The sequence below is a fragment of the Paracoccus haeundaensis genome (assembly GCF_006239215.1).
Lineage (GTDB): Bacteria > Pseudomonadota > Alphaproteobacteria > Rhodobacterales > Rhodobacteraceae > Paracoccus > Paracoccus marcusii.
Genome location: NZ_VDDC01000008.1, coordinates 180,613 through 206,020 on the forward strand (window position 1 = coordinate 180,613; position 25,408 = coordinate 206,020).

At 68.7% G+C, this 25,408-nt stretch carries 26 protein-coding genes, 1 pseudogene and 1 riboswitch; of the genes and pseudogenes, 11 read left to right on the forward strand and 16 right to left on the reverse strand.

Going from position 1 to position 25,408, the window contains the following annotated elements; all coding sequences use genetic code 11:
- Positions 1-28: 28 nt before the first annotated feature.
- Positions 29-922: a LysR family transcriptional regulator gene (locus FHD67_RS04830; RefSeq protein ID WP_139598008.1), complete on the reverse strand. Its 894-nt coding sequence runs from the start codon at positions 920-922 to the stop codon at positions 29-31.
- Between the two features lie 225 nt (positions 923-1,147).
- Between FHD67_RS04830 and FHD67_RS04835 the strand changes: the two genes are divergently transcribed.
- Entirely contained in the window at positions 1,148-1,576 is a 429-nt protein-coding gene (locus tag FHD67_RS04835; protein ID WP_046001618.1) for a GlcG/HbpS family heme-binding protein, read from the forward strand.
- Positions 1,577-1,619: 43 nt separating this feature from the next.
- On the opposite strand, the gene bhcD is transcribed toward FHD67_RS04835, so the two are convergent.
- The 4 genes from bhcD to bhcA are packed head-to-tail and all read right to left on the reverse strand — an operon-like array spanning position 1,620 to position 5,918.
- Positions 1,620-2,585, reverse strand: coding sequence for an iminosuccinate reductase BhcD (gene bhcD, locus FHD67_RS04840; RefSeq protein WP_139598037.1), 966 nt, complete (start codon positions 2,583-2,585; stop codon positions 1,620-1,622).
- 17 nt (positions 2,586-2,602) lie between these two features.
- Positions 2,603-3,766 carry a 3-hydroxy-D-aspartate aldolase BhcC gene (bhcC, locus tag FHD67_RS04845; protein ID WP_139598009.1) on the reverse strand — a complete coding sequence of 388 codons (1,164 nt, stop codon included), beginning with the start codon at positions 3,764-3,766 and terminating at the stop codon, positions 2,603-2,605.
- Positions 3,763-4,728 carry a beta-hydroxyaspartate dehydratase BhcB gene (gene bhcB / locus FHD67_RS04850; RefSeq protein ID WP_164871508.1) on the reverse strand — a complete coding sequence of 322 codons (966 nt, stop codon included), beginning with the start codon at positions 4,726-4,728 and terminating at the stop codon, positions 3,763-3,765. The genes bhcC and bhcB overlap by 4 nt, the downstream gene beginning before the upstream one ends.
- Positions 4,728-5,918, reverse strand: coding sequence for an L-aspartate--glyoxylate aminotransferase BhcA (gene bhcA / locus FHD67_RS04855; protein ID WP_139598010.1), 1,191 nt, complete (start codon positions 5,916-5,918; stop codon positions 4,728-4,730). Before bhcA ends, bhcB begins: the two co-directional genes overlap by 1 nt.
- Before the next feature lie 197 nt (positions 5,919-6,115).
- Here bhcA and bhcR point away from each other — a divergent pair, with 197 nt between their 5' ends.
- The 6 genes from bhcR (at position 6,116) to FHD67_RS04885 (ending at position 13,079) form a co-directional block, all read left to right on the forward strand.
- Positions 6,116-6,937, forward strand: a complete 822-nt coding sequence (gene bhcR, locus FHD67_RS04860) for an HTH-type transcriptional regulator BhcR (RefSeq protein ID WP_139598038.1) — start codon at positions 6,116-6,118, stop codon at positions 6,935-6,937.
- 62 nt (positions 6,938-6,999) lie between these two features.
- Positions 7,000-7,186, forward strand: a riboswitch (cobalamin riboswitch).
- Between the two features lie 133 nt (positions 7,187-7,319).
- Positions 7,320-9,212 carry a TonB-dependent receptor plug domain-containing protein gene (locus FHD67_RS04865; RefSeq protein ID WP_139598011.1) on the forward strand — a complete coding sequence of 631 codons (1,893 nt, stop codon included), beginning with the start codon at positions 7,320-7,322 and terminating at the stop codon, positions 9,210-9,212.
- Positions 9,209-10,012 carry an ABC transporter substrate-binding protein gene (locus tag FHD67_RS04870; protein ID WP_246071227.1) on the forward strand — a complete coding sequence of 268 codons (804 nt, stop codon included), beginning with the start codon at positions 9,209-9,211 and terminating at the stop codon, positions 10,010-10,012. The genes FHD67_RS04865 and FHD67_RS04870 overlap by 4 nt, the downstream gene beginning before the upstream one ends.
- Complete coding sequence (locus tag FHD67_RS04875) at positions 10,009-10,986, forward strand: FecCD family ABC transporter permease (RefSeq protein ID WP_139598012.1); 978 nt, start codon at positions 10,009-10,011, stop codon at positions 10,984-10,986. Before FHD67_RS04870 ends, FHD67_RS04875 begins: the two co-directional genes overlap by 4 nt.
- Positions 10,983-11,738 carry an ABC transporter ATP-binding protein gene (locus FHD67_RS04880; protein ID WP_046001611.1) on the forward strand — a complete coding sequence of 252 codons (756 nt, stop codon included), beginning with the start codon at positions 10,983-10,985 and terminating at the stop codon, positions 11,736-11,738. The genes FHD67_RS04875 and FHD67_RS04880 overlap by 4 nt, the downstream gene beginning before the upstream one ends.
- A 90-nt stretch (positions 11,739-11,828) precedes the next feature.
- Positions 11,829-13,079, forward strand: coding sequence for a DUF2254 domain-containing protein (locus tag FHD67_RS04885; protein ID WP_139598013.1), 1,251 nt, complete (start codon positions 11,829-11,831; stop codon positions 13,077-13,079).
- Here the strand turns inward: FHD67_RS04885 and tdh are convergent.
- From tdh to FHD67_RS04905, 4 genes are all read right to left on the reverse strand, one after another.
- Positions 13,076-14,107 carry an L-threonine 3-dehydrogenase gene (gene tdh, locus FHD67_RS04890; RefSeq protein ID WP_139598014.1) on the reverse strand — a complete coding sequence of 344 codons (1,032 nt, stop codon included), beginning with the start codon at positions 14,105-14,107 and terminating at the stop codon, positions 13,076-13,078. The two genes, FHD67_RS04885 and tdh, sit on opposite strands and share 4 nt — an antisense overlap.
- Positions 14,104-15,297 carry a glycine C-acetyltransferase gene (locus tag FHD67_RS04895; protein ID WP_139598015.1) on the reverse strand — a complete coding sequence of 398 codons (1,194 nt, stop codon included), beginning with the start codon at positions 15,295-15,297 and terminating at the stop codon, positions 14,104-14,106. Before FHD67_RS04895 ends, tdh begins: the two co-directional genes overlap by 4 nt.
- 83 nt (positions 15,298-15,380) lie before the next feature.
- Positions 15,381-15,941: a helix-turn-helix domain-containing protein gene (locus FHD67_RS04900; protein WP_046001607.1), complete on the reverse strand. Its 561-nt coding sequence runs from the start codon at positions 15,939-15,941 to the stop codon at positions 15,381-15,383.
- 15 nt (positions 15,942-15,956) lie between these two features.
- Positions 15,957-16,427, reverse strand: a complete 471-nt coding sequence (locus FHD67_RS04905; protein ID WP_045982091.1) for an Lrp/AsnC family transcriptional regulator — start codon at positions 16,425-16,427, stop codon at positions 15,957-15,959.
- Positions 16,428-16,531: 104 nt separating this feature from the next.
- On the opposite strand from FHD67_RS04905, the gene FHD67_RS04910 reads away from it, so the two are divergent.
- The 4 genes and pseudogenes from FHD67_RS04910 to FHD67_RS04925 all read left to right on the forward strand — a co-directional run bounded on the left by FHD67_RS04910 (position 16,532) and on the right by FHD67_RS04925 (position 19,556).
- On the forward strand, positions 16,532-17,995 hold the full coding sequence (locus FHD67_RS04910) for an aminotransferase class V-fold PLP-dependent enzyme (RefSeq protein WP_046001606.1): 1,464 nt from the start codon (positions 16,532-16,534) through the stop codon (positions 17,993-17,995).
- Positions 17,996-18,057: 62 nt separating this feature from the next.
- The gene (locus FHD67_RS04915; RefSeq protein ID WP_046001605.1) at positions 18,058-18,402 is read left to right on the forward strand and encodes a hypothetical protein; all 345 of its coding nucleotides are present in this window, start codon (positions 18,058-18,060) and stop codon (positions 18,400-18,402) included.
- On the forward strand, positions 18,395-18,733 hold the full coding sequence (locus FHD67_RS04920; protein WP_046001604.1) for a hypothetical protein: 339 nt from the start codon (positions 18,395-18,397) through the stop codon (positions 18,731-18,733). The genes FHD67_RS04915 and FHD67_RS04920 overlap by 8 nt, the downstream gene beginning before the upstream one ends.
- A 72-nt stretch (positions 18,734-18,805) precedes the next feature.
- A pseudogene (locus tag FHD67_RS04925) lies at positions 18,806-19,556 on the forward strand (IS5 family transposase).
- A 19-nt stretch (positions 19,557-19,575) separates the two neighbouring features.
- On the opposite strand, the gene FHD67_RS04930 reads toward FHD67_RS04925, so the two are convergent.
- The 7 genes from FHD67_RS04930 to FHD67_RS04960 all read right to left on the reverse strand — a co-directional run bounded on the left by FHD67_RS04930 (position 19,576) and on the right by FHD67_RS04960 (position 25,332).
- Positions 19,576-20,040: a hypothetical protein gene (locus tag FHD67_RS04930; protein ID WP_139598016.1), complete on the reverse strand. Its 465-nt coding sequence runs from the start codon at positions 20,038-20,040 to the stop codon at positions 19,576-19,578.
- A gap of 66 nt (positions 20,041-20,106) precedes the next feature.
- Positions 20,107-21,618, reverse strand: coding sequence for a PQQ-dependent sugar dehydrogenase (locus tag FHD67_RS04935; RefSeq protein ID WP_246071228.1), 1,512 nt, complete (start codon positions 21,616-21,618; stop codon positions 20,107-20,109).
- 13 nt (positions 21,619-21,631) lie between these two features.
- Positions 21,632-22,072 (reverse strand): DUF2231 domain-containing protein, encoded by a 441-nt coding sequence (locus tag FHD67_RS04940; protein WP_139598017.1) that lies wholly within the window; start codon positions 22,070-22,072, stop codon positions 21,632-21,634.
- 121 nt (positions 22,073-22,193) lie between these two features.
- On the reverse strand, positions 22,194-23,564 hold the full coding sequence (locus FHD67_RS04945; protein ID WP_139598018.1) for a PepSY-associated TM helix domain-containing protein: 1,371 nt from the start codon (positions 23,562-23,564) through the stop codon (positions 22,194-22,196).
- 57 nt (positions 23,565-23,621) lie between these two features.
- Entirely contained in the window at positions 23,622-24,227 is a 606-nt protein-coding gene (locus FHD67_RS04950) for an SCO family protein (RefSeq protein WP_139598019.1), read from the reverse strand.
- Between the two features lie 2 nt (positions 24,228-24,229).
- Positions 24,230-24,808, reverse strand: a complete 579-nt coding sequence (locus FHD67_RS04955; RefSeq protein ID WP_246071229.1) for a copper chaperone PCu(A)C — start codon at positions 24,806-24,808, stop codon at positions 24,230-24,232.
- 95 nt (positions 24,809-24,903) lie between these two features.
- The gene (locus FHD67_RS04960) at positions 24,904-25,332 is read right to left on the reverse strand and encodes a DUF2946 family protein (protein ID WP_139598021.1); all 429 of its coding nucleotides are present in this window, start codon (positions 25,330-25,332) and stop codon (positions 24,904-24,906) included.
- Between the last annotated feature and the right edge of the window lie 76 nt (positions 25,333-25,408).

Sequence of the window (25,408 nt, forward strand, 5' to 3'; positions counted from 1 at the left end):
ATCGCCGCTGTAAAGTCCTTGCCCCGGCCTAGAACAGCGGACGCAGCTCCCGAACCGCGTGGTCGGCGAACATGCGGACCTTGGGATCCTGCAGACGCCTGTGCGGGGCAAGGCAGCCGAACTGCGCGGGCAGGGGGCGGTTCGCGGGCAGGACCTCGACCAGGCAACCGTCGGCCAGGTCCTGCGTCACCTCGTACAGCGGGCGGTTGGCGATGCCATGCCCGGCCAGCGCCCAATCGCGCAGCACGTCGCCATCGTCGGTGTCGAACCGCCCCTGCACCATCATCTTGCGCGGCCCGTCCGACGTCTGCAGCGTCCAGTAATATTCCGGGCTGCGCGGATAGCGCAGCAACAGGCAGTTGTGACCCGCCAGGTCGTCCGGTCGCAGCGGCGTGCCCGCGGCGTCCAGATAGGCCTGCGACGCGACCAGCACCCGCGGGCATTCCGCGATCTTGCGCCATTTCAATGCGGAATCGGCCGGCTCTCCCAGAAAGAAGGCCAGGTCGATGGCATCCTCGACGATGTTGACGTTGCGGTCGGACAAGCGCAGGCGGATCTCGATCCCCGGATTGTCGGCGCAAAAGGGCGGGATCAGCGGCGCGACCAGCCGCCGTCCCAGGCCAAGGGGCGCGGTCAGGCGGATCACGCCCTGCGGCTTGCCCGAAAAGCTGCCGATCAGGGCCTCGGCCTCGTCCAGGGTCTCGATCACGCGTCGGGCGTGGTCATAGAAGGCGCGGCCGATCTCGGTCGTGGTCAGCTTGCGGGTGGTGCGGTTCAGCAGGCGCAGGCCAAAGCGGTTTTCCAGATCCTTGATCCGGTTGGATGCGACCGCGGGCGACAGGCGCAGATCGCGCCCCCCCGCCGTGATCGAGCCCAGTTCGACCACCCGCACGAAGACCCGCAAGCTTTCAAGATAGGACATCGCCGTTGGCCCGCTTTCAATGGAACGTGGAAAGTCTTCTATGTCGCGGATGATTCCGCAACCGAAACCGTCGCGCTAGCGTGATCCGGGCGGCGGCGGCCCGCGCGCGTTGCGCATTGGGGGTGGCCGTCCGCGACCCGCCTGCTAAGCATTGCCCGTCCGCGTCGCCGACCTTCGGGTCGTTCCGCTGCGGCCGGGCACCCGGACAACAGCCAAGGAATTCCGATGCAGACCCTGACCCGACTCGATCTCGACGACGCCCGCATCCTGATGGCCGGTGCCGAGGCCCATGCCCGGACGATCGGCGTCCCGATGTGCATCGCCATCACCGACGAGGCGGGCCAGCTGATCGCCTTTCAGCGGATGGAGGGCGGCAAGGTCACCTCGACCACCATCGCCATCGACAAGGCCTTCACCGCGGCGGCGGCCAAGAAGGCGACCCACGACTATGGCACGGCCAGCCAGCCCGGCGCGCCAGCCTATGGAATCGCCTCGGCCATCGGCGGGCGGCTGATGGTGGTCGGCGGCGGTCTGCCGGTCCTGTGGAACGGAGAGGTCGTGGGCGGCATCGGCGTGTCCTCGGGGACGCCGGCCCAGGACCAGGCGGTGGCACAGGCCGGGATCGACGACTGGATCGCGCGCCAGGCGAAATGACCGCCCCCCCCGCGCGCCCGCTGTCGGGTGCGCGGGGGTGACGCTAGATCTGGACCGCGATGGCGATCCCGCGTTCAACCGCCAGATCGACCGCGGCGGATGCGACTGCCAGATCCTGCAGTCCCACCCCGGTGCCGTCGAACAGGGTGATCTGGTCGTCGGACACCCGGCCCGGACGATCGCCGTTGATCACCGCACCGATCTGGGTGATGTCGTCCGGCGCGATCAGCCCTTGAGCCACGGCGTGCTGGGCCTCTCCGATGGTGACGGACTGGGCGACCTCGTCGGTAAAGACCGACGCCTTGCCCAACAATGCAGCCTCGACCTCCTGCTTGCCCTTGGTGTCGGTGCCCATGCAGGCCAGGTGCGTGCCGGGCCGGACCTGGGCGGCCTGCAGGATGGGCGCGAATGACGAGGTGATGGTGATGATCACGTCCGCCTGCGCGCCCAGCTGCTCCAGGTCGACCGCCTGGAACGGGATGCCGCGTTCATCGGCGACCTTGGCCAGCCGATCCAGGTCGGCGGGGTTCAGGTTCCAGCCGACGACCCTGTCGAAGTCCTGCTGATCCAGCGCCGCGCGCAGCTGGAAGGTCGACTGATGCCCCGCCCCGATCATGCCCAGCACCCGCGCGTCCCGCCGCGCCAGGTGGCGGATCGACACCGCCGAGGCCGCCGCCGTGCGCAGCGCGGTCAGCAGGTTGCCGCCCACCACGGCCCGGCACCGCCCGGTATCGGCGTCGAACAGAAAGATCGTCGACTGATGGTTCGTCAGGCCCTTGTCGGCGTTCCGCGGCCAGAACCCGCCTGATTTCAGCCCAAGCGCCAGCGATTCCCGGTCGAACCCCGACTTGAACCCGTAAAGCGCATCGGCATGGCCGATCGCCTCGCGGATGACCGGAAAGTTGTAGGCCGTATCCCGCGCCATCGCGGCAAAGACCTGTTCGACCGCCGCAAAGCAGTCCTGGGCCGAGATCAGGTCCGCGATCAGGTGTTCGGGGACGATCAGCAGGGGGGATTGCGTCTGCATCAATAGGCCTTTCCGCGGGCAGAGACCGGCCAGACGACCTCGACCTTGCCGCCCCGGACGCCCACGTACCAGTCGTGGACGTTGCAGGTCGGATCGCAATGGCCGGGGATCAGGCGCAGCTTGTCGTTGATGGCCAGCACGCCGTCCGGGTCCTCGACCACGCCATGTTCGTCGGAACACTTGATGTATTTCACGTCCGTGCGGCCCTGGATGACGGGCAGGCCGCTGTCCACCGACTGCGCCTTGAGGCCGGCATCGACCACCGCCAGATGCGGCTTGGCATGGCTCATGACGCTGGTCAGGATGAACAGCGCGTTTTCCCATTCGCCCTGGTCGATGCGCTTGCCGTCCCGGTTCAGGATGCGCCCGTAATCGGCATCCATGAAGGCATAGCTGCCGCATTGCAGCTCGTTGAAGACGCCCGAGTTGGATTCGAAGTAATAGGACCCCGTGCCCCCGCCCGACACCAGTTCGGGCGTCAGGCCGATCGCGGTCAGCGCCTCGACCGCTTCGCGGACCTGGGCGATGGCCGCGTCCAGCTTGGCCTTGCGGTCGTCAAAGCTGTCCAGGTGCTGCATGGCGCCCTGATAGCCCTGGATGCCGGTGAATTTCAGGCCGGGGGCGGCGTCGATGGCCTGGGCGATCTGCACCACCGCCTCGGTCGTCCTGACCCCGCAGCGGCCGGCGCCGCAGTCGATCTCGACAAAGCATTCCAGCGTGGTGCCGTGGCGCTGCGCCCCCGCCGACAGTTCGGCCACGTTGGCGATGTCGTCGACGCAGACGATGATCCGGCTGCCCCGCAAGGGCAGGCGCGCCAGGCGGTCGATCTTGGCCGGGTCGCGGACCTGGTTCGACACGAGCACGTCGCGGATGCCGCCGCGCACGAACACCTCGGCTTCGGACACCTTCTGGCAGCAGACGCCGACCGCGCCGCCCAACCGCTCCTGCAGCTTCAGGACGTCGACCGACTTGTGCATCTTGCCATGCGCCCGGTGGCGCATGCCGTGGGCGCGGGCGTAATCTCCCATCTTGCGGATGTTGCGTTCCAGCGCGTCCAGATCAAGGATCAGGCAGGGGGTCTGGATGTCGGCCTCGTCCATCCCCGGCAGGGCGGGAATGTCGTATCCGACCTCGAGGCCTGAGAATTCTGCATGGGCGTTCATTGGGCATCTCCGTTGGTCCAGGGCAGGCGGTCCAGATCGACATTGCCGCCGGTGATGATGACGCCGATGCGCTGGCCGGCAAAGACGTCGCGGTTCTTCAGGATGGTCGCCAGCGGCACCGCGCTGGAGGGTTCGGCCACGATCTTCAGCCGTTTCCAGATCAGCTGCATCGCGGCCACGATCTCATCCTCGGACGCGGTCAGGATGTCGGTGACGTGGCTGCGGACGAAATGCCAGGTCATGTCCTTGAGCGGCACTTTGAGCCCGTCTGCCACCGTCACGGGCGCGTCGTCTGCGATGATATGGCCCGCGCGAAAGCTGCGCGCCGCGTCGTCGGCCTGTTCGGGTTCGGCCGCATAGATGCGTGTGGCGGGGGCCAGCGCGGACAGGGTCAGGCAGGTGCCCGACACCATGCCGCCGCCGCCGATGGGGGCGATGACCGCGTCCAGGTCGGGGATCTGCTCCAGCATCTCGGCCGAGCAGGTGGCCTGTCCGGCGATCACCCGCGGGTCGTTGTAGGGATGCACGAATTCGGCCCCCGTCTCGGCCACGACCTGGGCAAAGACCGCCTCGCGCGAGCTGGTCGAGGGCTCGCATTCCACGACGCGCGCGCCATAGCCGCGCACCGCGTCCTTTTTCGCCTGCGGGGCGGTGCGGGGCATGACGACCGTGCAGGGGATGCCGCGGCGTCCTGCGGCATAGGACAGGCAGGTGCCGTGATTGCCGCTGGAATGGGTGGCGACGCCGCGCGCGGCCTGGGCATCCGACAGGCCAAAGACCGCGTTGCTGGCCCCGCGCGCCTTGAAGGCGCCGGCCTTCTGCAGGTTCTCACACTTGAAGAACAGCTGCGCGCCCGTCAGCTCGTCCAGCATCCGGCTGGTCAGGACGGGGGTGACGTGGACATGCGGGCGGATGCGGTCGCGTGCCGCCAGCATGTCGTCCAGGGTCGGGATCGCGTCCATCACGCAGCCCGCCTGCAGGCCTGGCCCGCGCTGTGCCGGTAATGCGCTTGGGCGGCGGCGACGCCGGAGCCCAAGGTGACGGGCAGGCCCAGATCGACCATCACCATCTCTGCCGTGGCCAGCCCCGACAGGGCCATCACGTCGGTCAGCATCCCCAGATGCCCGATGCGGAAGACCTTGCCCGCGACATCGCCCAGGCCCGTGCCGAAGGCCACGCCATAGGTGTTCAGCGCATGGCTGACGATGCGGTTGGCGTCGAACCCGTCCGGCGTGCGGATCGCGCTGACGCTGTCGGAATACAGCGCGGGTCGCGCGGCGCACAGCGTCATGCCCCATGCCGCGACGGCCTGGCGGACGCCTTCGGCGATGCGGTGATGACGGGCAAAGACGTTCTCCAGCCCCTCGTCCAGCAGCATGTCGGTGGCGACCTTCAGCCCGTTCAGCAGGCCGACGGGCGGCGTATAGGGAAAGCCGTTCGCGGCATAGCCCCGCGCCATGTCGCGGATGTCGAAGAAGGTGCGCGGCAGGCCCGCGCCCTCGACCGCGGCCATCGCCTTGGGCGAAAAGCCGACGATCGCCAGGCCGGGGGGCAGCATGAAGCCCTTCTGCGACCCGGTGACGGCGACATCGACGCCCCATTCGTCCATCCGGAAGTCATAGCAGGCGATGGAGCTGACCCCGTCCACGAACAGCATCGCGGGATGGCCCGCCCGGTCCAGCGCGCGGCGGACCGCGGCGATGTCCGACCGGACGCCGGTGGCGGTTTCGTTATGCGTGGCCAGGACCGCCTTGATGCGATGGGCCGTGTCGGCGGTCAGGATCTCCTCGAACCGGTCGGTGGGGATACCTTCGCCCCAGGACTGGTCCACGACCTCGACGTCAAGGCCGTGCCGCTGGCACATGTCGATCCAGCGGTGGCTGAACATGCCGTTGCGCGTGGCCAGAACCGCGTCGCCCGCGGACAGCGTGTTGGTGATCGCCGTCTCCCACCCGCCTGTGCCGGTGGAGGGGAACACGAAGACCTGCGCCTGCGTCGATTTCAGGACCTTTTTGACCCCCTCCAGCGCGGGATGCAGGATCTTTCCGAACATCGGGCTGCGATGGTCGATTGTAGGCATGTCGACGGCCTTGCGAAGCACCTCGGGGATGTTCGTCGGGCCGGGAATGAAGATCGGGTTCTGGGTGCTCACGGTCGGCTCCTCCTTGATGCGACAAGGTGTAGCATGGGTCCGCAAACCGGTAAATTTTTTTGAAATCGTTTTTCGGAAATCTGGTTTAATGCAGGTTTCGCAGCGAAATCATGGGCGCTTGAATTTTTCATTGCCGGAAAGCGGCTTTCATGAAATTATTTTTCTGTGGTGTTACAGACGGAAGGGGCGTGATTCCGATGCAGCAGCCGGTGCGCAAGCGGGGACGGCCAAGAGGCGGCAAGGCCGATCAGCCCGCCGCCAGCATCCAGGCCCTGGACCGCGGGCTGGACGTGCTGGAGGCCCTGGCCGCACATGAGGGGATCACCCTGACCGGCCTGTCCACGCATCTGGATCAGTCCCCCGCCACCATGCACCGCGTCCTGGCCACCCTGGAACACCGTCGCTATGTCGAGAACAATCCCGACCGGCAGGAGTGGTTCATCGGCCCCGAGGCGTTCCGCCTTGGTTCGGCCTTCCTGCGGCGCACGAACATCGTCGAACGCAGCCGTGCGGTGATGCGCGACCTGATGGCCCTGACCGGAGAGACGGCGAACCTGGGCATCGAACGCGACGGCGACGTGCTGTTCGTCAGCCAGGTCGAGACGCATCAGACGATCCGCGCGTTTTTCCCGCCCGGCACCCGGTCTCCGCTGCACGCATCTGGGATCGGCAAGGCGCTGCTGGCGGCGTTCGATCAGACGCGGCTGGCGGTGTTCCTGCGCGACGCGACCTTCACCCGGTTCACGGAAAAGACCATCGCCGACGCGGACGCGCTGCAGGCCGACATCGCCCTGATCCGCCATCGCGGCTTTGCCTTTGACGACGAAGAGCGCACCTTGGGGATGCGCTGTGTCGCGGCCTCCATCGTGAACAGCTATGGCGAGGCGGTGGCCGGGGTGTCGGTGTCGGGCCCCACAAACCGCATGACCGATGCCGCCGTCGACCGCATCGGCGGCATGGTCGCCACCGCGGCGGAACGGATTTCGGCCGATCTGGGATCGGGCCGGGGCGGGCGGTGACCGCCTTTTGCCGGGCGTGGAACGGACGGCGGAATCCCGTTGACAGCTCCGGGGCCTCTGCGCCACAAGGGCGCCGCTACGGTTCCGGCCTGCATGCCGGATCAAAAGGGAACGCCGGTGACAATCCGGGGCTGCCCCCGCAACTGTAAGCGGAGAGCGATGGCCGATCATGCCACTGGAGCGATCCGGGAAGGCCGGCCAAGGCATCGACCCGCAAGCCAGGAGACCTGCCGCAGCACTCACCCATTTCCGGCGCGGGGCGTGCCAGGAAAGCGGCTGATCCGCAGTGGTGACAGTCACCGTCCTGCCGCGACCCACCGGGTCCGTGTGCCGGACATTTCTGTTTGCCGCAGGCCGTGCCTGCCTTGAAAGGTCCGTGCCGATGCGCCGTCCGATCTGTCTTCTGGCGACGCTTGTCGCCCTTCCCGTGACCGCCGCCGCTCAAGGTGCGGCACCGGGAGAACCCATCCTGCTGGACGAGATCGTGCTGACCGCCGGCATCACGCCCGTGGCCCAGGACGGCTATGCCCGCGCCCACACCGTCCTGACCGCGACCGAGATCGAGGATCGCGGCATCGCCACCGTCCAGGACGCCCTGCGCGCGTTGCCCGGCGTGTCGGTCAGCGGCAGCGGCGCCAGCATCGCGCAGGTCCGCATCCGCGGCGCCGAGGCGAACCACACCCTGATCCTGATCGACGGCATCGAGGCGGCGGGGGGCGAGGATGAATACGTGCTGACCGGGCTGGAGACCACCGACATCGACCGGATCGAGGTGCTGCGCGGGCCGCAATCGGTGTTCTATGGATCGAACGCCTCGGCGGGGGTGATCAACATCATCACCCGCGACGCGCCCCAGGGCCTGTCCTATGGCGGTTCGGTCGAGGCCGGGAACGGCGGGGCGGCCTCGGTCCATGTCAGCCGTCGCGGGGAGCGGGGCGGGCTGCGGCTGTCGCTGTCGGCGCGCGACGATCTGGGCTATGACCAGTCGGGCGATGGCGGCGGCAAGGACGGGATCAACCGCAAGACCGCCGTCCTGTCCGGCGACGTCCTGGCCACCGACGATTTGCGCCTTGGGGTGGCGCTGCGCCAGTCCACCGAGGATTACGGCTTTGACGCCGAGAACTTTGCCGCGACCGATGCCGAAAGCTATCTGGTCGATGCCGACCTGTTCGGCCGCCGCGACGAGTTTCAGGGCGGGGTCTGGGCGGAATATACCGCGTTGGACGGCCGCCTGGTCCAGCGCCTGGACTATCAGCACAGCATCACCCGGCAGAGCCAGGACAACAGCCCGTTCCGGCGCGGCCAGACCGAAAAGCTGAAATACCGCGCCAGCCTGGGGTTGGACGGGTCGGCCGCCGATGCCTCGCAGCTGCTGAACCTCTTGGCGGAACATCAGCGCGACAGCAACTCGACCGCGCCGGGGCAGTCCCGGGAGATGTCGTCGGTCGCGCTGGAATACCGCGCGATGCTGGCCAGCGGACTGGATGTCCAGGCCGGGCTGCGCCACGACGCGAACCGCGTCTTTGCCGATTTCACCAGCTGGAACCTGGGTCTGTCCTGGCAGATGCCCGACCGTCCGTTCCGCCTGCACGCATCCGCCGGGACGGGGCTGGTGAACCCGTCCTATTTTGAGCTGTATGCCGATGCCGGCTTCTTCGGCACCGTCTATCAGGGCAATCCCGACCTGCGCCCGGAAAAGAACAGCGGCTTTGATCTGGGGGTCGAGGCGCAGCTGCCGGACGGTCGCGGGACCATCGACGTCACCTATTTCAACGAGACGCTGGAGGATGAGATCACCGACTATCTTGTCGGCATCGAGGATGGCGTGGCGTTCTATTCCTATCGCAACCAGTCCGGCGAAAGCCCCCGCCAAGGGGTCGAGGTCGCGGCCCGCATTCTGGCGACCGACAGTCTGACCCTGGGGGCCAGCTATACCTATCTGGACGCGGAAAATCCCGATGGCAGCGTCAAGACCCGCCGCCCCCGGCACGAGGCAGGCCTGACCGCGACGCTGGCAATCCTGGACGGGCGCGGGTCGGTCACGGGCGATCTGCGTCACGTGGCGGGCACATTCGATGCCCAGATATGGAACGACGGTATCGTAGAAGAACTGCCGTCCTATACCGTGGTCAACCTTGCCGCGGGCTATGACCTGACGCCGAACGTGCGGGCGACGGCGCGGGTGGTGAACCTGTTCGACCGCGATTATTCGGATGTCTGGGGCTTTGCGAACCAGGGGCGGACCGGCACCATCGGCCTGCAGGCGCGCTGGTGATCCGCGGGCTGATCGGGCTGGCGCTGATGGTCGCCCCCGCATGGGCCGACGCGCCCGCGCGGGTGGTGTCGATCAACCTGTGCACCGATCAGCTGGCGATGCTGGTGGCGGCGCCGGGACAGCTGGCCTCGGTCAGCTATCTGGCGCAGGACCGGGTCTCTTCGGCCATGGCGCGCGAGGCCGAGGCCTATCCCACCAATCGCGGCCAGGCCGAGGACATCCTGGCCCTGCAGCCCGACTTGGTGCTGGCGGGCACCTATTCCTCTCCGGCGACGCTGGACATGCTGGACAGGCTGGGCCTGCGCGTGGCGACCTTCGACATGGGGACGGACCTGGACAGCATCCGCACCAACCTGCGCCTGATGGGCGACGTGCTGGGCCGACGGGACCGCGCCGACCGGATTGTGGCGCAGTTCGATCGCGACCTGGCGGCACTGCAGGCGGACCCGCGCCCCGACCGCCGGGCGGCGCTATATGGGGCGAACGGCTACAGCTCGGGTCAGGACAGCCTGGCCGGGGCGATCCTGGCGGCGGCGGGCCTGACGAACGTGGCGACGGAACTGGGCCTGTCGCAGGGAGGCTTTGTGCCGCTGGAGGATCTGGTGATGGCCGATCCCGACCTGATCGTGACCGGCCAGCGTCAGCCCCGTGCCTCGCGCGCCGAGGAGGTGATGGACCACCCCGTCCTGCGCGCCATCACGCCGGGGCGGCAGGTCGTCACTGCGCCCGACCGGGACTGGGCCTGCGGCACGCCGCATGTCCTGCGCGCCGTGGCACAGCTGCGCCAGGTGGCGCCATGAGGCTGACGGCCGCGCTTGGCGCGCTTGTGGGCGTGCTGTTCGTGATATCGCTGCTGATCGGGACCAGCTGGCAGCCGCCCGGGCCCGCGCTGGCGGCGCTGTTCGGGCGGGGCGATCCGCTGTTGGTTCTGATCATGCAGGAACTGCGCCTGCCGCGCGCCATCCTGGGCGCGGCGGTGGGCGCATCGCTTGGGCTGGCGGGGGCCGCGATGCAGGGCTTTCTGCGCAATCCCTTGGCGGAACCGGGGCTGATCGGCACCTCGGGCACGGCGGCGCTTGGGGCGGTGCTGGCGATCCAGACCGGGCTGGCCGCGGCCTTTCCCTTGGGCCTGCCGCTGGCGGCGCTGGCGGGGGCGGCGCTGTCGGTCGGGCTGGTCATGGGACTGGCGGGCCCGCGCGGCGGCGCGCTGGCGCTGATCCTGGCGGGGATCGCCATATCGGCCCTGGCCGGGGCCGCGACCTCGCTGGTCCTGAACCTGTCGCCCAACCCCTTTGCCGCCAACGAGATCGTCTTCTGGATGATGGGGTCGCTGGTCGACCGCTCCATGCTGCATGTCCGCATCGCTGTGCCGGTGATGATCGCGGGCGCGGTGATCCTGTGGCCCGCCGCCCGTGCCCTGCGCGCCCTCAGCCTGGGAGAGGACGCAGCCGCCAGCATGGGCATCAGCCTGCGCGCGCTGCGGCTGCGGCTGGTGCTGGGCACGGCGGCGCTGGTCGGCGGGGCCACGGCGGTGGCGGGCACCGTGGGCTTCGTCGGGCTGGTCGTGCCGCATCTGCTGCGCCGCGCGGTGGGTGGCGATCCGGGGCGGTTGCTGGGCGCATCGGCGCTTGGCGGGGCGGCGATGGTGCTGGCGGCCGACATCGCGGTGCGGGTGATCCTTCCGGGGCGCGACCTCAAGCTGGGCGTCCTGACCGCCCTGATCGGCGCGCCCTTCTTCCTGCAGCTGATCCTGCGGCTGAGGGTGCGGGCATGACCCTGATGCGGCTGTCCGGCCTGTCCCTGTCGCGCGGCGCGGTGCCGGTGCTGGACCGGATCGACCTCGACGTGGGGCCGGGCGAGTTCGTGGGCCTGCTGGGCCCGAACGGCGCGGGCAAGACGACGCTGCTGCGCGCGGCCCTGGGCCTGTTGCCGGCGACGGGGCGGTCATCGCTGGCGGCGCTGGCCCCCGATGCACGGGCGCGCCAGGCGGCCTATCTGCCGCAGGGCCGCGACATCGCCTGGCCGATGCCGGTGGAGGCGGTCGTGGCCCTGGGCCGCATCGCCCATCCCGATGCCGCCGCGCCGCGCGACCACCCTGCGGTCCACGACGCGCTGCGGGCCCTGGGCCTGACGGCCCTGCGTCATCGCGATGCGACCACCCTGTCAGGCGGCGAACAGGCCCGCGTGCTGATCGCCCGCGCGCTGGCGCAGGACACCCCCCTGCTGATCGCGGACGAGCCCATCGCCGGGCTGGACCCCGCCGCCGCCATCGGCGTCATGGACCTGTTCGCGGGACTTGCGCGGCAGGGGCGGGGGGTGGTCGCGTCGCTGCACGACCTGGGGCTGGCCGCGCGGCACTGCACGCGGCTGGTGGTGCTGGACGGGGGCCGCATCGTGGCCGACGGACCGCCCGCCGCCGTGCTGACCACCGACCTGCTGGCGCGGGTCTTCGGCATCGCCGCGCATCTGGCGGACGGTCCGGACGGTCCGATCTTTCAGCCGCTGCGGGTCACCCCGCGCGCATAGGCGCGAAAGCGGCCGCGGCATCTGGACCCCGCACCCCGTTCCGGGTCATGGTCCGCGGCAGGGTACAGGGTCAGCGGGCAAGGGGTGCGGATGTCGTCCAGGTTGAGGTGGTTCATCGTCAGGATCTCCCAGAAGATCTGGGTGGTCGCGGCGCTTTACACGGTGATGGGCATCGGCACGGCCTTCGTCGCGCCGCTGATCGGGCCCATGCTGCCCGACGGGTTGGGCGACAAGCTGGGCTCGGGCGCGGTCGAGGCGGTGCTGTCGGTCCTGGCCAGCTCGATGCTGTCGGTGGTCACCTTCTCGCTTGGGATCATGGTGTCGGCCTTCACGGCGGCATCCGGGTCGGTCACGCCGCGGGCGACGCAGCTGCTGAAATCGGACCGCACCACGCAGCGCGTCCTGTCGACCTTCCTGGGGTCGTTCCTGTTCAGCCTGATCGGCATCATCGCGCTGAACGCGGGCTTTTATTCCGATAATGACCGGCTGGTGCTGTTCGTGGCCACGATCCTGGTCGTGGTCATCATCGTCATCGCGATCCTGCGCTGGATCGCGCACCTGACCGTCTTTGGCCTGATGGACGATTCCATCCGCAAGGTCGAGGAGGCCGCCCGCAGCGCGCTGGACCACCGGCTGGACACGCCCTTCCTGGGCGGTCACGAGGGGTCGGGCCCGCCGCCCGGCGCCCGTGCCGTCCATCACGACCAGATCGGCTATCTGGTCCATGTCGACATGCCGGCGCTGCAGGCGATGGCCGACGACGCGGGCGTGGACATCCACCTGGCGGCCCTGCCGGGCAGGTTCCTGCATCCCGGCCTGCCGGCCCTGTGGATCGCGCGCCAGACCGCGTCCGACCAGGAACCCGATGACGAGGCCCTGTGCAAGGCGCTGACCGTCGCGGAAAGCCGCACCTATGACCAGGACCCGCGGTTCGGCCTGACCGTCCTGACAGAGATCGCCGAACGCGCCCTGTCGCCCGCCGTCAACGACCCGGGCACCGCGATCGACATCCTCGGCCGGTCGGTCCGCCTGCTGTCCGCCTGCGCCGCCGCGCGCGAGGTCGCGCTGGACTTTCCGCGGGTCTGGGTGCCCGCCCTGGCGGTCGAGGATCTGCTGGACGACGTCTTCCCGCCCATCGCGCGCGACGGTTCGGCCATCTTCGCGGTGCAGATGCGGCTGCAGAAATCGCTGCTGGCGCTGGCGCAGATCGCCCCGGACCGGTTCGCGGCCTCTGCCCGGCGCCACTCGGCCGAGGCGATGGCGCGCTGCCGCGACCAGATGCTGCCGTCGGAACGCGAACGCCTGAACGCGGTCGTCGAGGCCATCCAGACGGTGGGCTAGACCTGGTCCCAGTCCAGCACGATCTTGCCGCTCTGGCCGGCCTTCATGGTGCGGAAGCCCTGTTCGAATTCGGCCATCGGCAGATCGTGGGTGATGACGGCGCTGACGTCCAGGCCGTTTTCCAGCATGGCCAGCATCTTGTACCAGGTCTCGAAGATCTCGCGGCCATAGATGCCCTTGATGACCAGCGACTTGAACACGATGCGGTTCCAGTCGACCAGCGTGGGCGCGGCGGGAATGCCCAGCATGGCGATGCGCCCGCCCATCACCATCGCGCCGACCATCTGGTCGAAGGCCGCGGCATTTCCCGACATTTCCAAGCCCACGTCGAACCCCTGGCGCATGCCAAGGCGGGCGCAGACCGACGGCAGGTCCTCGGAGGCGACGTTGACCGGGACCACGTCGGCCACCCGCGCCGCCAGGTCCAGCCGCGTCTGGTTCACGTCGGTGATGACCACGTGACGCGCGCCGACATGACGCGCGACCGCGGCGGCCATGATGCCGATGGGCCCCGCGCCGGTGACCAGCACGTCCTCTCCGATCAGCGGAAAGCTGAGCGCGGTGTGCACGGCATTGCCAAGCGGGTCCAGGATCGCGCCGATCCGGTCGGACACGCCGTCGGGCAGCGGCACCACGTTGAAGGCGGGCAGCGCCAGGTATTCGGCAAAGGCGCCGGGGACATTGACGCCGATGCCGCGGGTCTCGGGGTCCAGGTGGAACTGGCCCGACCGGCTTTGGCGGCTGGTATGGCCGATCAGGTGGCCCTCTCCGGAACAGCGCTGGCCCAGGGTCAGGCCGGTGACGTCGCGGCCCAGTTCGACGATCTCTCCGGCGAATTCGTGGCCGATGATCATGGGCGCGGGGACGGTGCGGGCGGCCCATTCGTCCCAGTTCCAGATATGCACGTCCGTCCCGCAGATGCCCGTCTTGCGCACCCGGATCAACACGTCCGACGGGCCGATCTGGGGCATGGGGCGGTCCTGCAGGGCCAGCCCCTCTCCGGGGCCTGTCTTGACCAGCGCCTTCATCGGATCGCCCCGGTTTCGCGGCCTGCGTCGACAAAGGCCTGCAGCGCGGTGTCCAGGTCGGCCATGTCGATGGCGGCGTTCATCTGGGTGCGGATGCGGGCCTGACCGCGCGGCACGACCGGAAAGAAGAACCCCGCCACATAGACGCCGCGCCGTTCCAGTGCGGCTGCCATGGCCTGCGCCAAGGGGGCCTCGGACAGCATGACGGGCACGATGGGGTGCTGGCCGGGCAGCAGCGCGAACCCCGCGTCGGTCAGGCCCTTGCGCCAATGCGCGGTCTTGCGCGCAAGATCCGCTCGCAGGTCGTCGGCACTCTCGACCAAGTCGATCGCGGCCAGCCCCGCTGCCACGATCGACGGCGGCAGCGCGTTCGAGAACAGATAGGGCCGCGCCCGCTGGCGCAGCAGGTCGATGACCGGCTGCGGCCCGGCGATGTATCCGCCAAGCGCGCCGCCAAGCGCCTTGCCAAGCGTCCCTGTCAGCAGGTCGACCCGCGCGCCCAGGTGCTGCGGCGTGCCGGCGCCCTTTGGCCCCATGATGCCCACCGCGTGACAGTCGTCGACCATCACCAGCGCGCCATAGCGGTCGGCCAGATCGCGGATCGCGGGCAGGGGCGCCAGGTGGCCGTCCATCGAGAACACGCCGTCCGTGGCGATCATGATGAAACGCGCACCGCCGTCCCGCGCCTCGCGCAGGCGGGATTCCAGCTGGTCCATGTCGCCGTTCGCATAGCGAAAGCGGCGTGCCTTGCACAGACGGATGCCGTCGATGATCGACGCATGGTTCAGCGCGTCAGAAATGACTGCGTCCTCGGGGCCAAGCAGCGGTTCGAACAGCGCGCCGTTGGCGTCGAAACAGGACGCGAACAGGATCGCGTCGTCATGGCCCAGCCACCCGGCCAGGCGCTGTTCCAGCTGGCGATGCAGGTCCTGCGTCCCGCAGATGAACCGCACGGATGCCATGCCAAAACCGTGGCTGTCCATCGCCGCGACCGCCGCCGCGCGTAGGGCGGGATGATTGGCCAGCCCCAGATAGTTGTTGGCGCACAGGTTGATCGTGGGCGCCCCCGCCACCGCGACGCGGCTGCCCTGGGGCCCGGTGATCAGGCGTTCGCGCTTGGTCAACCCTTCCTGGCCGATCTGGTCCAACTGCTGGCTGACGCTGTCCAGAAACGCGCTTGCATCCGTCATGTGGTCAGTACCTCCGTTTTAACGGAGGCTAGGGCCTTTGCCTGCGCCGGGCAAGATAAAAGAAATTCGTCCGTGATGACGGATCAACTGTCCCGCACGATCATCAGCACGCGGGCGGCGGCATCGCCCGCCGTGAGGCTGTGCGGGCGGTCGGCGGCATAGTTCGCGGCATCGTTCTGCGCCAGGGCCGCCCGTTCGTCGCCCGAGGTGATGGTGACCGCGCCCTCCAGCACCACGACATCCTCGCGGCAGCCGGTGCGATGGGGCGCGGACTCCAGCGCGGCGCCGGGGCCAAGGCGGATCTCATAGATCTCGTGCTCTCCGACGGTCTGCGGCGCGCTGAGGATGCGGATCACCACGTCGCGTCCCCGGTCGGCGATGACCGGCGCGGCGGCGGCCTGCACCACGCGGATGTCGCTTTCGGCCCGCGCCTCCCACAGGCCGGCGAAATCGACCTGCAGGGCCTGGGTCAGGTTCCACAGGGTCGCGACGGTCGGGCTGGATTCGGCGCGTTCGATCTGGCTGACCATCGACCGGCTGACGCCCGACAGCCGCGCCACCGCGTCCAGGCTGAGGCCCTTGGCGCGGCGCGCCTCCTTAAGGCGGGCGGCGAGGCGCTGGACGATGTCGGTGTTCTGGTTCATGGGGCCTTCGGTCCGTCAGGCAAGCGCGATGGGTCGCTGTTCCTCGATCGCCTCCATCGCGAAATGCGACGTGACGGTGTGCAGTTCAATGCCCGAGATCAGGCGTTGATAGAACAGGTCATAGCGTCCCATGTCCTGCGTCACCACCTTGAGCATATAGTCGTATTCGCCGCCGATCCGGAAAAAGTCGATCACCTCGGGAATGGCCGACACGTGCTTGCGGAACATCGCCAGCCAGTCGGCGGAGTGGTGGCGGGTCTTGATCATCACGAAGACGACCAGCCCCATGCCCAGCCTGTCGCGGTCCAGCGTCACGGTCCGGTTGCGGATCACGCCCGCCTTGTCCAGCGCCTGCATCCGTCGCCAGCAGGCGTTCTGCGACAGCCCGACCCGTTCCGCCACCACGCGCTGCGAGATCGCGCTGTCGCGTTGCAACTCCTCAAGGATGCGCCTGTCGATGCGGTCCACGCCGTTCCCCCGGTTCATGGGTCATATGACCCAATATCGCCTTCGGAATGCAAGAAACAAGGAATGAAATCGCGCTGTCGCGGGAATAGTCATTGCGAAACGCAGGCCGGATCGGAGTTTTCATGGCACAGTTGGACGAGTTTCGGGCGATATTGACGACCGGCGACGCCGTCGCGGGCCTGCGGGCGGGGCTGATCGGCGATGACGTGGTGATCGACGGGCCGTTCGGTCCGGTGCCGATGATCTATGCCGATTACGTGGCCTCGGGCCGCGCGCTGCGCCAGGTCGAGGAGTTCGTGTTGACCCGCGTGCTGCCCTATTACGCCAACACCCACACGCAGGCGTCCTTTGTCGGCGCCTACTGTTCGGGGCTGAGGGAGGCGGCGCGGGCCTGCGTGGCGGGGATGGTCGGCGCGGGGCCGGGATACAGCACGATCTTTGCCGGGTCGGGGTCGACCGCAGGCCTGAACCGGCTTGTGGGTCTTCTGGACATCGCGGGCATCACGGTGCGCGGTGGCCGGGCGGTGGTGGTCATCGGCCCCTATGAGCATCATTCCAACATCCTGCCCTGGCGCGAAAGCGGTGCCGTGGTCATCGAGATCCCCGAGGCTGCGACCGGCGGGCCCGACCTGCCCGCGCTGGAGGCGGTGCTGGCCGATCAGGCGGGGGCCGATCTGCTGGTGGGCAGCTTTTCGGCGGCTTCGAACGTGACCGGGATCCTGACCGACACGGATGCGGTGACCCGCATCCTGCGCGCACATGGCGCGGTGGCGATCTGGGATTACGGCGCTGCCGCGCCCTATGTCCCGATGTCGATGCAGGCGGGAACGGATGCGGCCAAGGACGCCATCGTGTTCTCTCCGCACAAGTTTCCGGGGGGGCCGGGGGCATCGGGGGTGCTGGTCGTCCGCGACGCGATCGCGCGCCGGGCGACGCCGACGCTGCCGGGCGGCGGCACGGTCAGCTTCGTGTCGCCCTGGGGGCATGCCTATGCGTCCTCGCTGTCGGCGCGCGAGGAGGGGGGCACGCCCAATGTCATCGGCGACATCCGCGTGGCCTTGGCCATGATCGCGAAGGAGGCCTTGGGTCAGGATGTCATCACCACCCGCGGGCGCATCCTGCGCGAGAGGGCGCTGGCCGCGTGGCGCGGCAACCCGGCCATCCAGGTGATGGCCCCGGATGCGCCGGCCGACAGCCTGCCGATCCTGTCCTTCCGCATCCGCGACGGGCGGGGCGGGCTGGTCCATCACCAGCTGTTCACGCGCATGCTGTCCGACATCCATGGGGTGCAGGCCCGCGGCGGCTGCGCCTGCGCGGGCAGCTATGCCCACCGGCTGCTGGGGATCGACCGGGTGCAGTCGGAGGCCCTCTCCGCCCGCATCGCGCAGGGAGAGGACATCCAGAAGCCGGGCTGGGTGCGGCTGAACTTCTCGGTGCTGCTGGACGATGCCAAGGCCGACCGGATCATCGCGGCGGTCGATGATCTGGCGCGGAACGCCGCGCGGTGGGCCGGGCTGTATCAGGTCGACCCCGCAACCTCGCGGTTCACCCTGCGGCCCGACGCGGCACTGGCCCGCATCGCATAGGCGGGGTGCAACCAGGCCGCATCTGTGTTTCGATGGCAATGCATCGCAACCGAAGGCCCGCCATGATCCCGCGCGACATCGTCAGACCCCTGTGCCTTGGCATCGCGGGCATCGTCCTGTGGGGTGGCTTTGCCGCGGTCCAGGGGGTGGCGGAACCTTGGGATGCCGGCCTCTACTGGACGCTGGCCTATCCGGCGCTGCTGCTGGCATCGGGGCTTGCGGGGGCGTGGCTTGTGCGGCGTGCGTGGCTGGCAGGGCTGATGCTGACGATGGCGCAGCTGCCCGCGATGCTGCTGTGGTCGCGGGGCGACGGGATGGTCCCCTTCGCGCTGGCCCTGCTGACAGCACTGGCTGTGCCGGCCATGCTGGCCGCGGGGCTGGGCGGCAGGATGGCGCGTCATGGCTGATCGCGGTTCCGTCCTGCAGACGCCGGACGGGCGTTACATCGTCGTGCGGGGGCGGTTGTGGCGGGCATCCGATCCGGGCCTGGACCCGGACACGCGCGCCCGTCATGTCGCAGCCCTGATGGATGCGCGGCGGGCGGTCAAGGCGGCCAAGGCGTCGGAGGATGCGACGGCACTGGCCAAGGCACGCCGCGCCGTGGATGCGGCCAAGGTTCTGCTGGGCGAACGCGGCCCGGTCTGGTGGACGGATGGGGCCCCCGATCTGGGACGACACATGGTCCAGAACACCCCCTATGCCGCCTGGTTCAAGGGTCTGGGCGACAAGACGCCCTAGGGTCATGACCCATTAGTCGGGTTGCGACCCCCTTGCCGGCGTGTTTCACGCTCCCGAACTGATGGGGGCATGATGAGCAATCTTTTTTGGCTGAGTGACGAGCAGATGGCGCGGCTGCGGCCGTTCTTTCCAAAGAGCCATGGCGACCCACGGGTCGATGATCGGCGGGTCTTGAGCGGGATAATCTTCATCAATCGTAATGGCTTGCGTTGGTCCGATGCGCCGCCAGAGTATGGTCCACCGAAGACCCTCTACAACCGATGGAAGCGCTGGAGCAACATGGGTGTTTTCGCCCGGATGATGGAGGGACTGGCTTCCGAAGCCGCCGACCGGAAGACAGTGATGATTGACGCCACCTATCTCAAGGCGCACCGCACAGCTTCAAGCCTGCGGTTGAAAAAGGGGGGCGTGGCAGGCTGATTGGGCGGACGAAGGGTGTCATGAACACCAGTTGCATGCCGTCACGGACGCGAACGTCCGCCCGATCAAGTTCTTCATGACAGCCGGTCAGGTCAGCGACTACACCGGCGCGGCGGCCCTGCTGAGCAATCTGCCCGAGGCCGGATGGCTATTGGCCGATCGGGGCCATGACGCCGACTGGTATCGTGAAGCATTGCAGGACATCACGCCCTGCATTCCTGGCCGGAAGTCCCGAGGCAAGCCCGTCACATACGACAAACGCCGCTACCAGCGGCGCAATCGTATCGAGATCATCTTCGGCAGGCTCAAGGACGGGCGCCGCGTCGCGACCCGCCACGACAGGTGCCCGAAGGGCTTTCTCTCCGCCATCGCTCTCGCCGCAACTGTCATCTCCTGGCTTTGAAAATTAACGAGACTGGAGCCTAGTCGTCCGGCCCGAAACCGTTCGGAACCCGGCGACCGGGGACATAGGTCAGGCCGGCATCCTCGATCAGGTCCTGGGCCATGGAATCGGCATTCAGCGGGGCATTCCGGACATGCTGCCAGATCGCGCGGACGGCGGGCAGCATCTGCGGTTCGGACAGGGCACGGGCGGTGTGCATCCAGATCGCCAGCCCGTCGCTGCTGTCATATTCTCGCGCCTTGCGCAGGGCCGCGATCCGCGTGACGGCCCCCGACACGAACCATTTGCGCGCGGCAGGGGGCCAGTCTGAGAGGCTGTTCAGATCCTGGCCGTCGGCCAGATGGAAGGCCTGCCAGAACCATGCGGCGGCGGCCTGGCTCTCGACGAAATGCGGCTTGGCGTCTGCCAGCCTGTCGGCCAAAGCCTGCGCCTCGTCGATGAGGGCGGTCTTGGCCTTGTCGGCCTTCCAGCTGCTGAACGACATGGCGCCCCCCTTTTCAACATGACGATGCCGCCATGATCGCATGGCGGCATCGGATCGCAAGGATGATCAGTTCGCAGGTGCGGCCTGCGCAGGCTCAGGAGCGGGGGTGGCCGGCGCGGGCGTCTCGGGCGCGGCCTCCGGTTCGGCGGGCGTCGGCGCCGGCGTTTCGGCCGGTGCTTCGATCCGGTCCGTGTCGATCGGTTCGGGGATCACCGTGCCATCGGCCGCAGCCACGCGCCAGACCGTGTTGCCGGCATCATCCGCAACCAGCAGCGCGCCGGTCCCGTCGATGCCCAGGCCCACGGGGCGCCCATGCACCTTGCCGTCGACCATGAAACCGGTCACGACATCCTGCATCATCCCGTCCGGGCGGCCGTCGGCGAAGGGGACATAGGACACCTTGTAGCCGTTGAACTCGTCCCGGTTCCAGCTGCCGCGCTGACCGACGAAGGCACCGTTCGCGAAGGCGTCGGGCATCGCTGCGCCATTGGTGAAGACCAGACCCAGGGCCGCCACGTGGCTGGACAGCGCATAATCGGGCGCGATCGCCGTCTCGACCAGATCGGGGCGCGCCGGGCGCACGCGGGCGTCCACGTGATCGCCGTAATAGCTGTAGGGCCAGCCATAGAACGCGTCTTCCTGGACCGAGGTCATGTAGTCGGGCACCAGGTTCGGCCCCAGTTCGTCACGTTCGTTGATGACAGCCCACAGCGCGCCGCTGTCGGGGTTGAAGGTCAGGCCGTTCGGGTTGCGCAGCCCCGAGGCATAGATCTTGGACGCCCCCGTCCCGCGGTCGATCTGCCAGATGGCGGCGCGTCCCTTTTCGGCCTCCATCCCGTTCTCGGCGGCGTTCGAGTTCGAGCCGACCGACGCGTACAGCATCGTCCCGTCCGGGCTGAGCGCCAGATCCTTGGTCCAGTGGTGGTTCAGCGGACCGCCCGGCAGCGGCGTGACCGTCGTGGGTTCGGCATCGATCACCGTGTCGCCCAGGGCATAGGGATAGGAGATCACCGCATCGGCGGCGGCGACGTACAGCGTGTCGTCGATCCAGGCCAGGCCGAAGGGCGAATGCAGCCCTGTCAGCAGGTCGTGACGTTCGTCCACCGTGCCGTCGCGGTCGGTGTCGCGCAGCAGCGTGATCAGGTTGCTTTCCGCCGGGGGGGCGTCACCGCCGCCCGCCGCAAAGGCCATGATCCAGCCGCGGACGAAATCCTTGGGGCGGTATTTCGGCTTACCCTCCGGCGCGCGCGACTGGACCACCAGCACGTCACCGTTGGGCAGCGTATGGACGGTGCGCGGATTGACCAGGTCGGTGGCATAGGCGCTGATCGTCAGCCCCTCGGGGACGGCAGGGGTCTGGCCGTCGGCCCAGCCCACGACCTCGGCCACGTTCACGCTTGGCAGCGGATTGACGAATTGCGGTTCGGGCAGGACCGGATCGGGACCGATCTGGCTGGTGATGTCGAACCCTTCGGATTCCTGCGCGGCGGCGGCCATCGGCACGGCAAGGCCAAGCGTCAGGACAGCGGAACCGGACAGCATCAGCCTGCGACGCAGGGTGGAGGTATGTATGGTCATGATGGTGTCCTTTTCAGGCGGTGCGCAGGGACAGGGGGGCGGTGGCGCGACGGTTCAGCACCGCCGCCAGCAGCATCAGCACGCAGGTCACGACGGACAGCGTGATGCCCCAGGGCATGATGGCGGTCCAGCCGTCGCCCGCATGCAGCAGGCTGTTGAAGAAGGCGGCCAGCATCACCAGCACGTACATCCCGACCGCGCCCCAGGACGGACCGGGGCGGCGCGTCAGCAGACCGATCAGCCACAGCACGCAGCCGACCCCGGCCACGATCAGGCCGAAGAACAGCAGCCAGGACGAAAAGTCCTTCCACATCAGGACGGTGGTCTGCAGATAGGCGTAATCGGTCACCACCGGCAGGGCCAGCAGGCCCGCGGACATATGGGTCAGGACGGACAGTCCCGGAACGGGGCGCCGCGCGCCGATGGGGTGCGGGGAATAGGCGGTTGCGGCCATGGGATCGCTTTCGTGAAATGCATTATGATCAATAGAACCGCCAAATGCCCGCGATGTTCCGCCCGGATGTGCCATAACCGTGGCGGGACCGCGCCGAAACCGGACGCGGCCCCGCGCAGGGTCAGGCGGCGGCGCGCGACGCCGTGCCGCGCAGGCGTCGGATCGCGGTGTCCAGCGCCAGCATGACCAGCAGCGATGCGCCGGTCAGCGGGAACAGGATGCCACCCACCGCCAGGATGGCCAGAAGGCCGCGGAACACCCGGCGGTCGGCGGGCATCGGTGGCACGCCCATCGACCGCGACGGGCGACGCTTCCACCACATCACCCCGCCGGACACCGCCAGCAGGACGATGCCCCCGCAGACCGCCAGCAGCAGGATCTGGTTCGCCAGGCCGAACTGCTGGCCCATATGGGTGTTGATCCCGAATTCCAGCCAGCGTCCCATGGGGCCGTAATCGGCATAGCTCATGTCGAGCAGCGGCTGAGCGCTGTATTGATCCAGGTGCACCACGCGCTGCCGGCTGAGATCGTCGGGATAGACCGAGCCGCTATAGACCCCCGTCGGCGAGGACGGCAGCGACACCGCATAACCGGAATGCAGCCCAAGCCTATCGAACTCCGCTACCGCGGCATCAAGGCCGATGGGGGTTGCCCCGTCGGCGGGTGGCACGGTTTCAGGGACCTGCGCCTGCTCCAGCGACCACGATGTCTGTGCCGTGTCGGTCAGGCGCTGGTCCGACATCGGCACGTCGACGCGCACGCCCGACGGATAGCCGAAGTTGTGCCCGTTGGCCCATTCATTGACCTTGCCGCCCCAGACCTGCGACCAGGGCATGCCGGTCACCGCCAGGAACACGATGAAGCCGCCCACCACGATGCCGGTCACCGCATGGGTGTCGCGCCAGAAGACGCGCCTGCGCCGGTCGCCCCGGACCGACAGGACTCCCCCCGCCTGGCCGCGCGGCCACCACAGATAGATGCCGGTGGCGACCAGCAGGATCGTCCAACCGCCCACGATCTCGATCACGCCGCGGGCGACGGGCCCGAAATAGCGCAGGCTGTGCAGATAGCGCACCGTCCACATGACCGTGCTGCGGTCGGGGCGCGTGCCCAGGACGTAACCCTCGTAGGGGTTGACATAGACCGCCATGCGGCGCCCGTCGTCGGTGGCGACCGTCACCTCGGCCGAGGCGGCGGCCGTTGGGGGGTCGGTGTACTTGATCGCGCGGCCGGGCACCGCGGTCACGGCCGAGGCGACCAGCGCCTCGGGGCTCAGCGTACCGGTCTGCGCGACCTCGACCCGCTTGATGTCGGCATGGATGATGGCGTCGATCTCGTCGCGGAACAGATAGGCCGCGCCGGTGACGGCCAGCGTGATCAGGAACGGCAGGACGAACAGTCCCGCATAGAAATGCCAGCGCCAGACGGCGCGGTACAGATCGGACACGGCCGCGCGCGGGCGGGGCGAGGCGTCCAGGGTCGCATCGGACATGGGTTTCCCTGTCGGTTCTGTGGGGATGCGGCGGCGCGGACCCGCGCCGCCCAGGGATCAGCTGGCCAGCAGGCGCCGGATGGTGCCCATCGCGCGGTCGTGGTCTTCCTGATAGGACACCAGACCGAAGAAATCGCCGCCAGCGTCGAACAGCAGCACCTGGGTCGAGTGGTTGACGGTATAGTCACCCCCCTCCAGCGGCACCCGCTGCGCAAAGGCGCGAAAGGCGGCGACGGCCTTGTCGATCTCGGCCCGCTCTCCGGTGATGCCGGTGACGCCGGGCACCCAGGACACGTATTCGCCCAGGACCTCGCGCGTGTCGCGTTCGGGGTCCACGGTGATGAACAGCGTGCGCAGCGTCTGGCCGTCCCGGGCCAGCTCGTCCTGCCAGGCGGTGACCTCGCCCAGGGTGGTGGGACACACGTCGGGGCAATGGGTGAAGCCGAAGAAGACGGCGGTCGGCTGACCCTGCAGATCGGCCTGGGTGAACGGCTGGCCATCCGCGGTGACAAGGGTGTAATCGCCCTTGCCCAACTGCTGCATGGCGACCTGGTGGTCGGTCGGCGCGGGCCGCAGGACCGTGGCCCACAGCAGCGCGGCGCCGGCCACCACGACCGCGGTCCAGGCCAGCACCCGCACCAGGCGAAGCGTCTGTCGGGTCATGGTCAATGCCCCGCGTGCGGATCGGCGCCCTGCGGGGCATCGCCCGCCGCGCGTGCGTTGAACGCCTGGATCGACAGCGGCACAGTGATGTCGCCGGCACCCTCGAAGGTCAGGGTGACGTCGACGCTGTCGCCCTGGACCAGGGGGGCCGCCAGCTGCAGGAACATCAGGTGATAGCCGCCGGGCTGCAGCGCCACGGTCTGGCCCGCCGGGATCGGCAGGCCGTCCTCTACCGGGCCCATCGTCATGATGTCGCCCGACATGGTCATCTGATGGATCTCCATCCGTCCGGCGATGTCCGATGTGGCGGCGACCAGGCGGTCGTCCGCGGCGCCGTCATTGGCGATGGTCAGAAAGCCGCCCGCGACGGGGGCATTGGGCAGGGTGGCGCGGGCATAGGGCGCGGTGACGGTCAGGTCGCCGACCTGCCACGCCGCATCCGGGTCGGGTAGGGACAGGGGCGCCGCATGGGCGGCGGTATGGCCCGCATGGTCCGCACCGTCGCCGGTGCCGTGCGCCCATGCGGCAGGGGCCAGCAGGGTCGCGACCGCAAGCGCGGCCAGAAGGTGAAAGGTCGTCATGGCATGTCTCATCTGTGAACGGTCGTGTTCGCGGCGGCCGGAATGCGGCGGCCGGACGGTCGCGGTGCCGGGCGGGCCCGGTCGTCGCGTCGGTCTCAGACGAGGGCGGGTGGTCCGCGGGCGGCGGGGGTCAGAACCTCGGCCCGGCGAAGATGGTGGGGGATGTCGGTCCCGAAATCGGCGTCCAGTTCGTGGAACTGCGGCGGCGCCATGTCGACGGCGGGGGAGGCAAGCACCGATTGCCCGTGCAGCGCCCAGTCACAGGGCGGAGTGCCGGGATGGCCGCCGCGACCCGGCTGGTCGTCGGGATGGACCTGCCCGTCGGGGGTCATGATCGCATCGACCATGCCGGTGCCGGTGCACAGCACGATCCGCACGCCGCCCGTGGGGGCGGCCTCGATCATCGTGCCCTGGCTGATCGTGGCCAGCATCAGGAACGGCACCAGCAACAGCCAGCGCAGTGCACGCCCCGGCGTCAGCCGGGCCCGCTGCGGTCTGTCGGTCTGGGAATCGCGACGGATCAACGCTGTCTCCTGGAATGCGCGGCATCGATAGCGCAGCCCGAAACCAAAGGGAAGATGCGCCAAGGCCGCAGGCCCG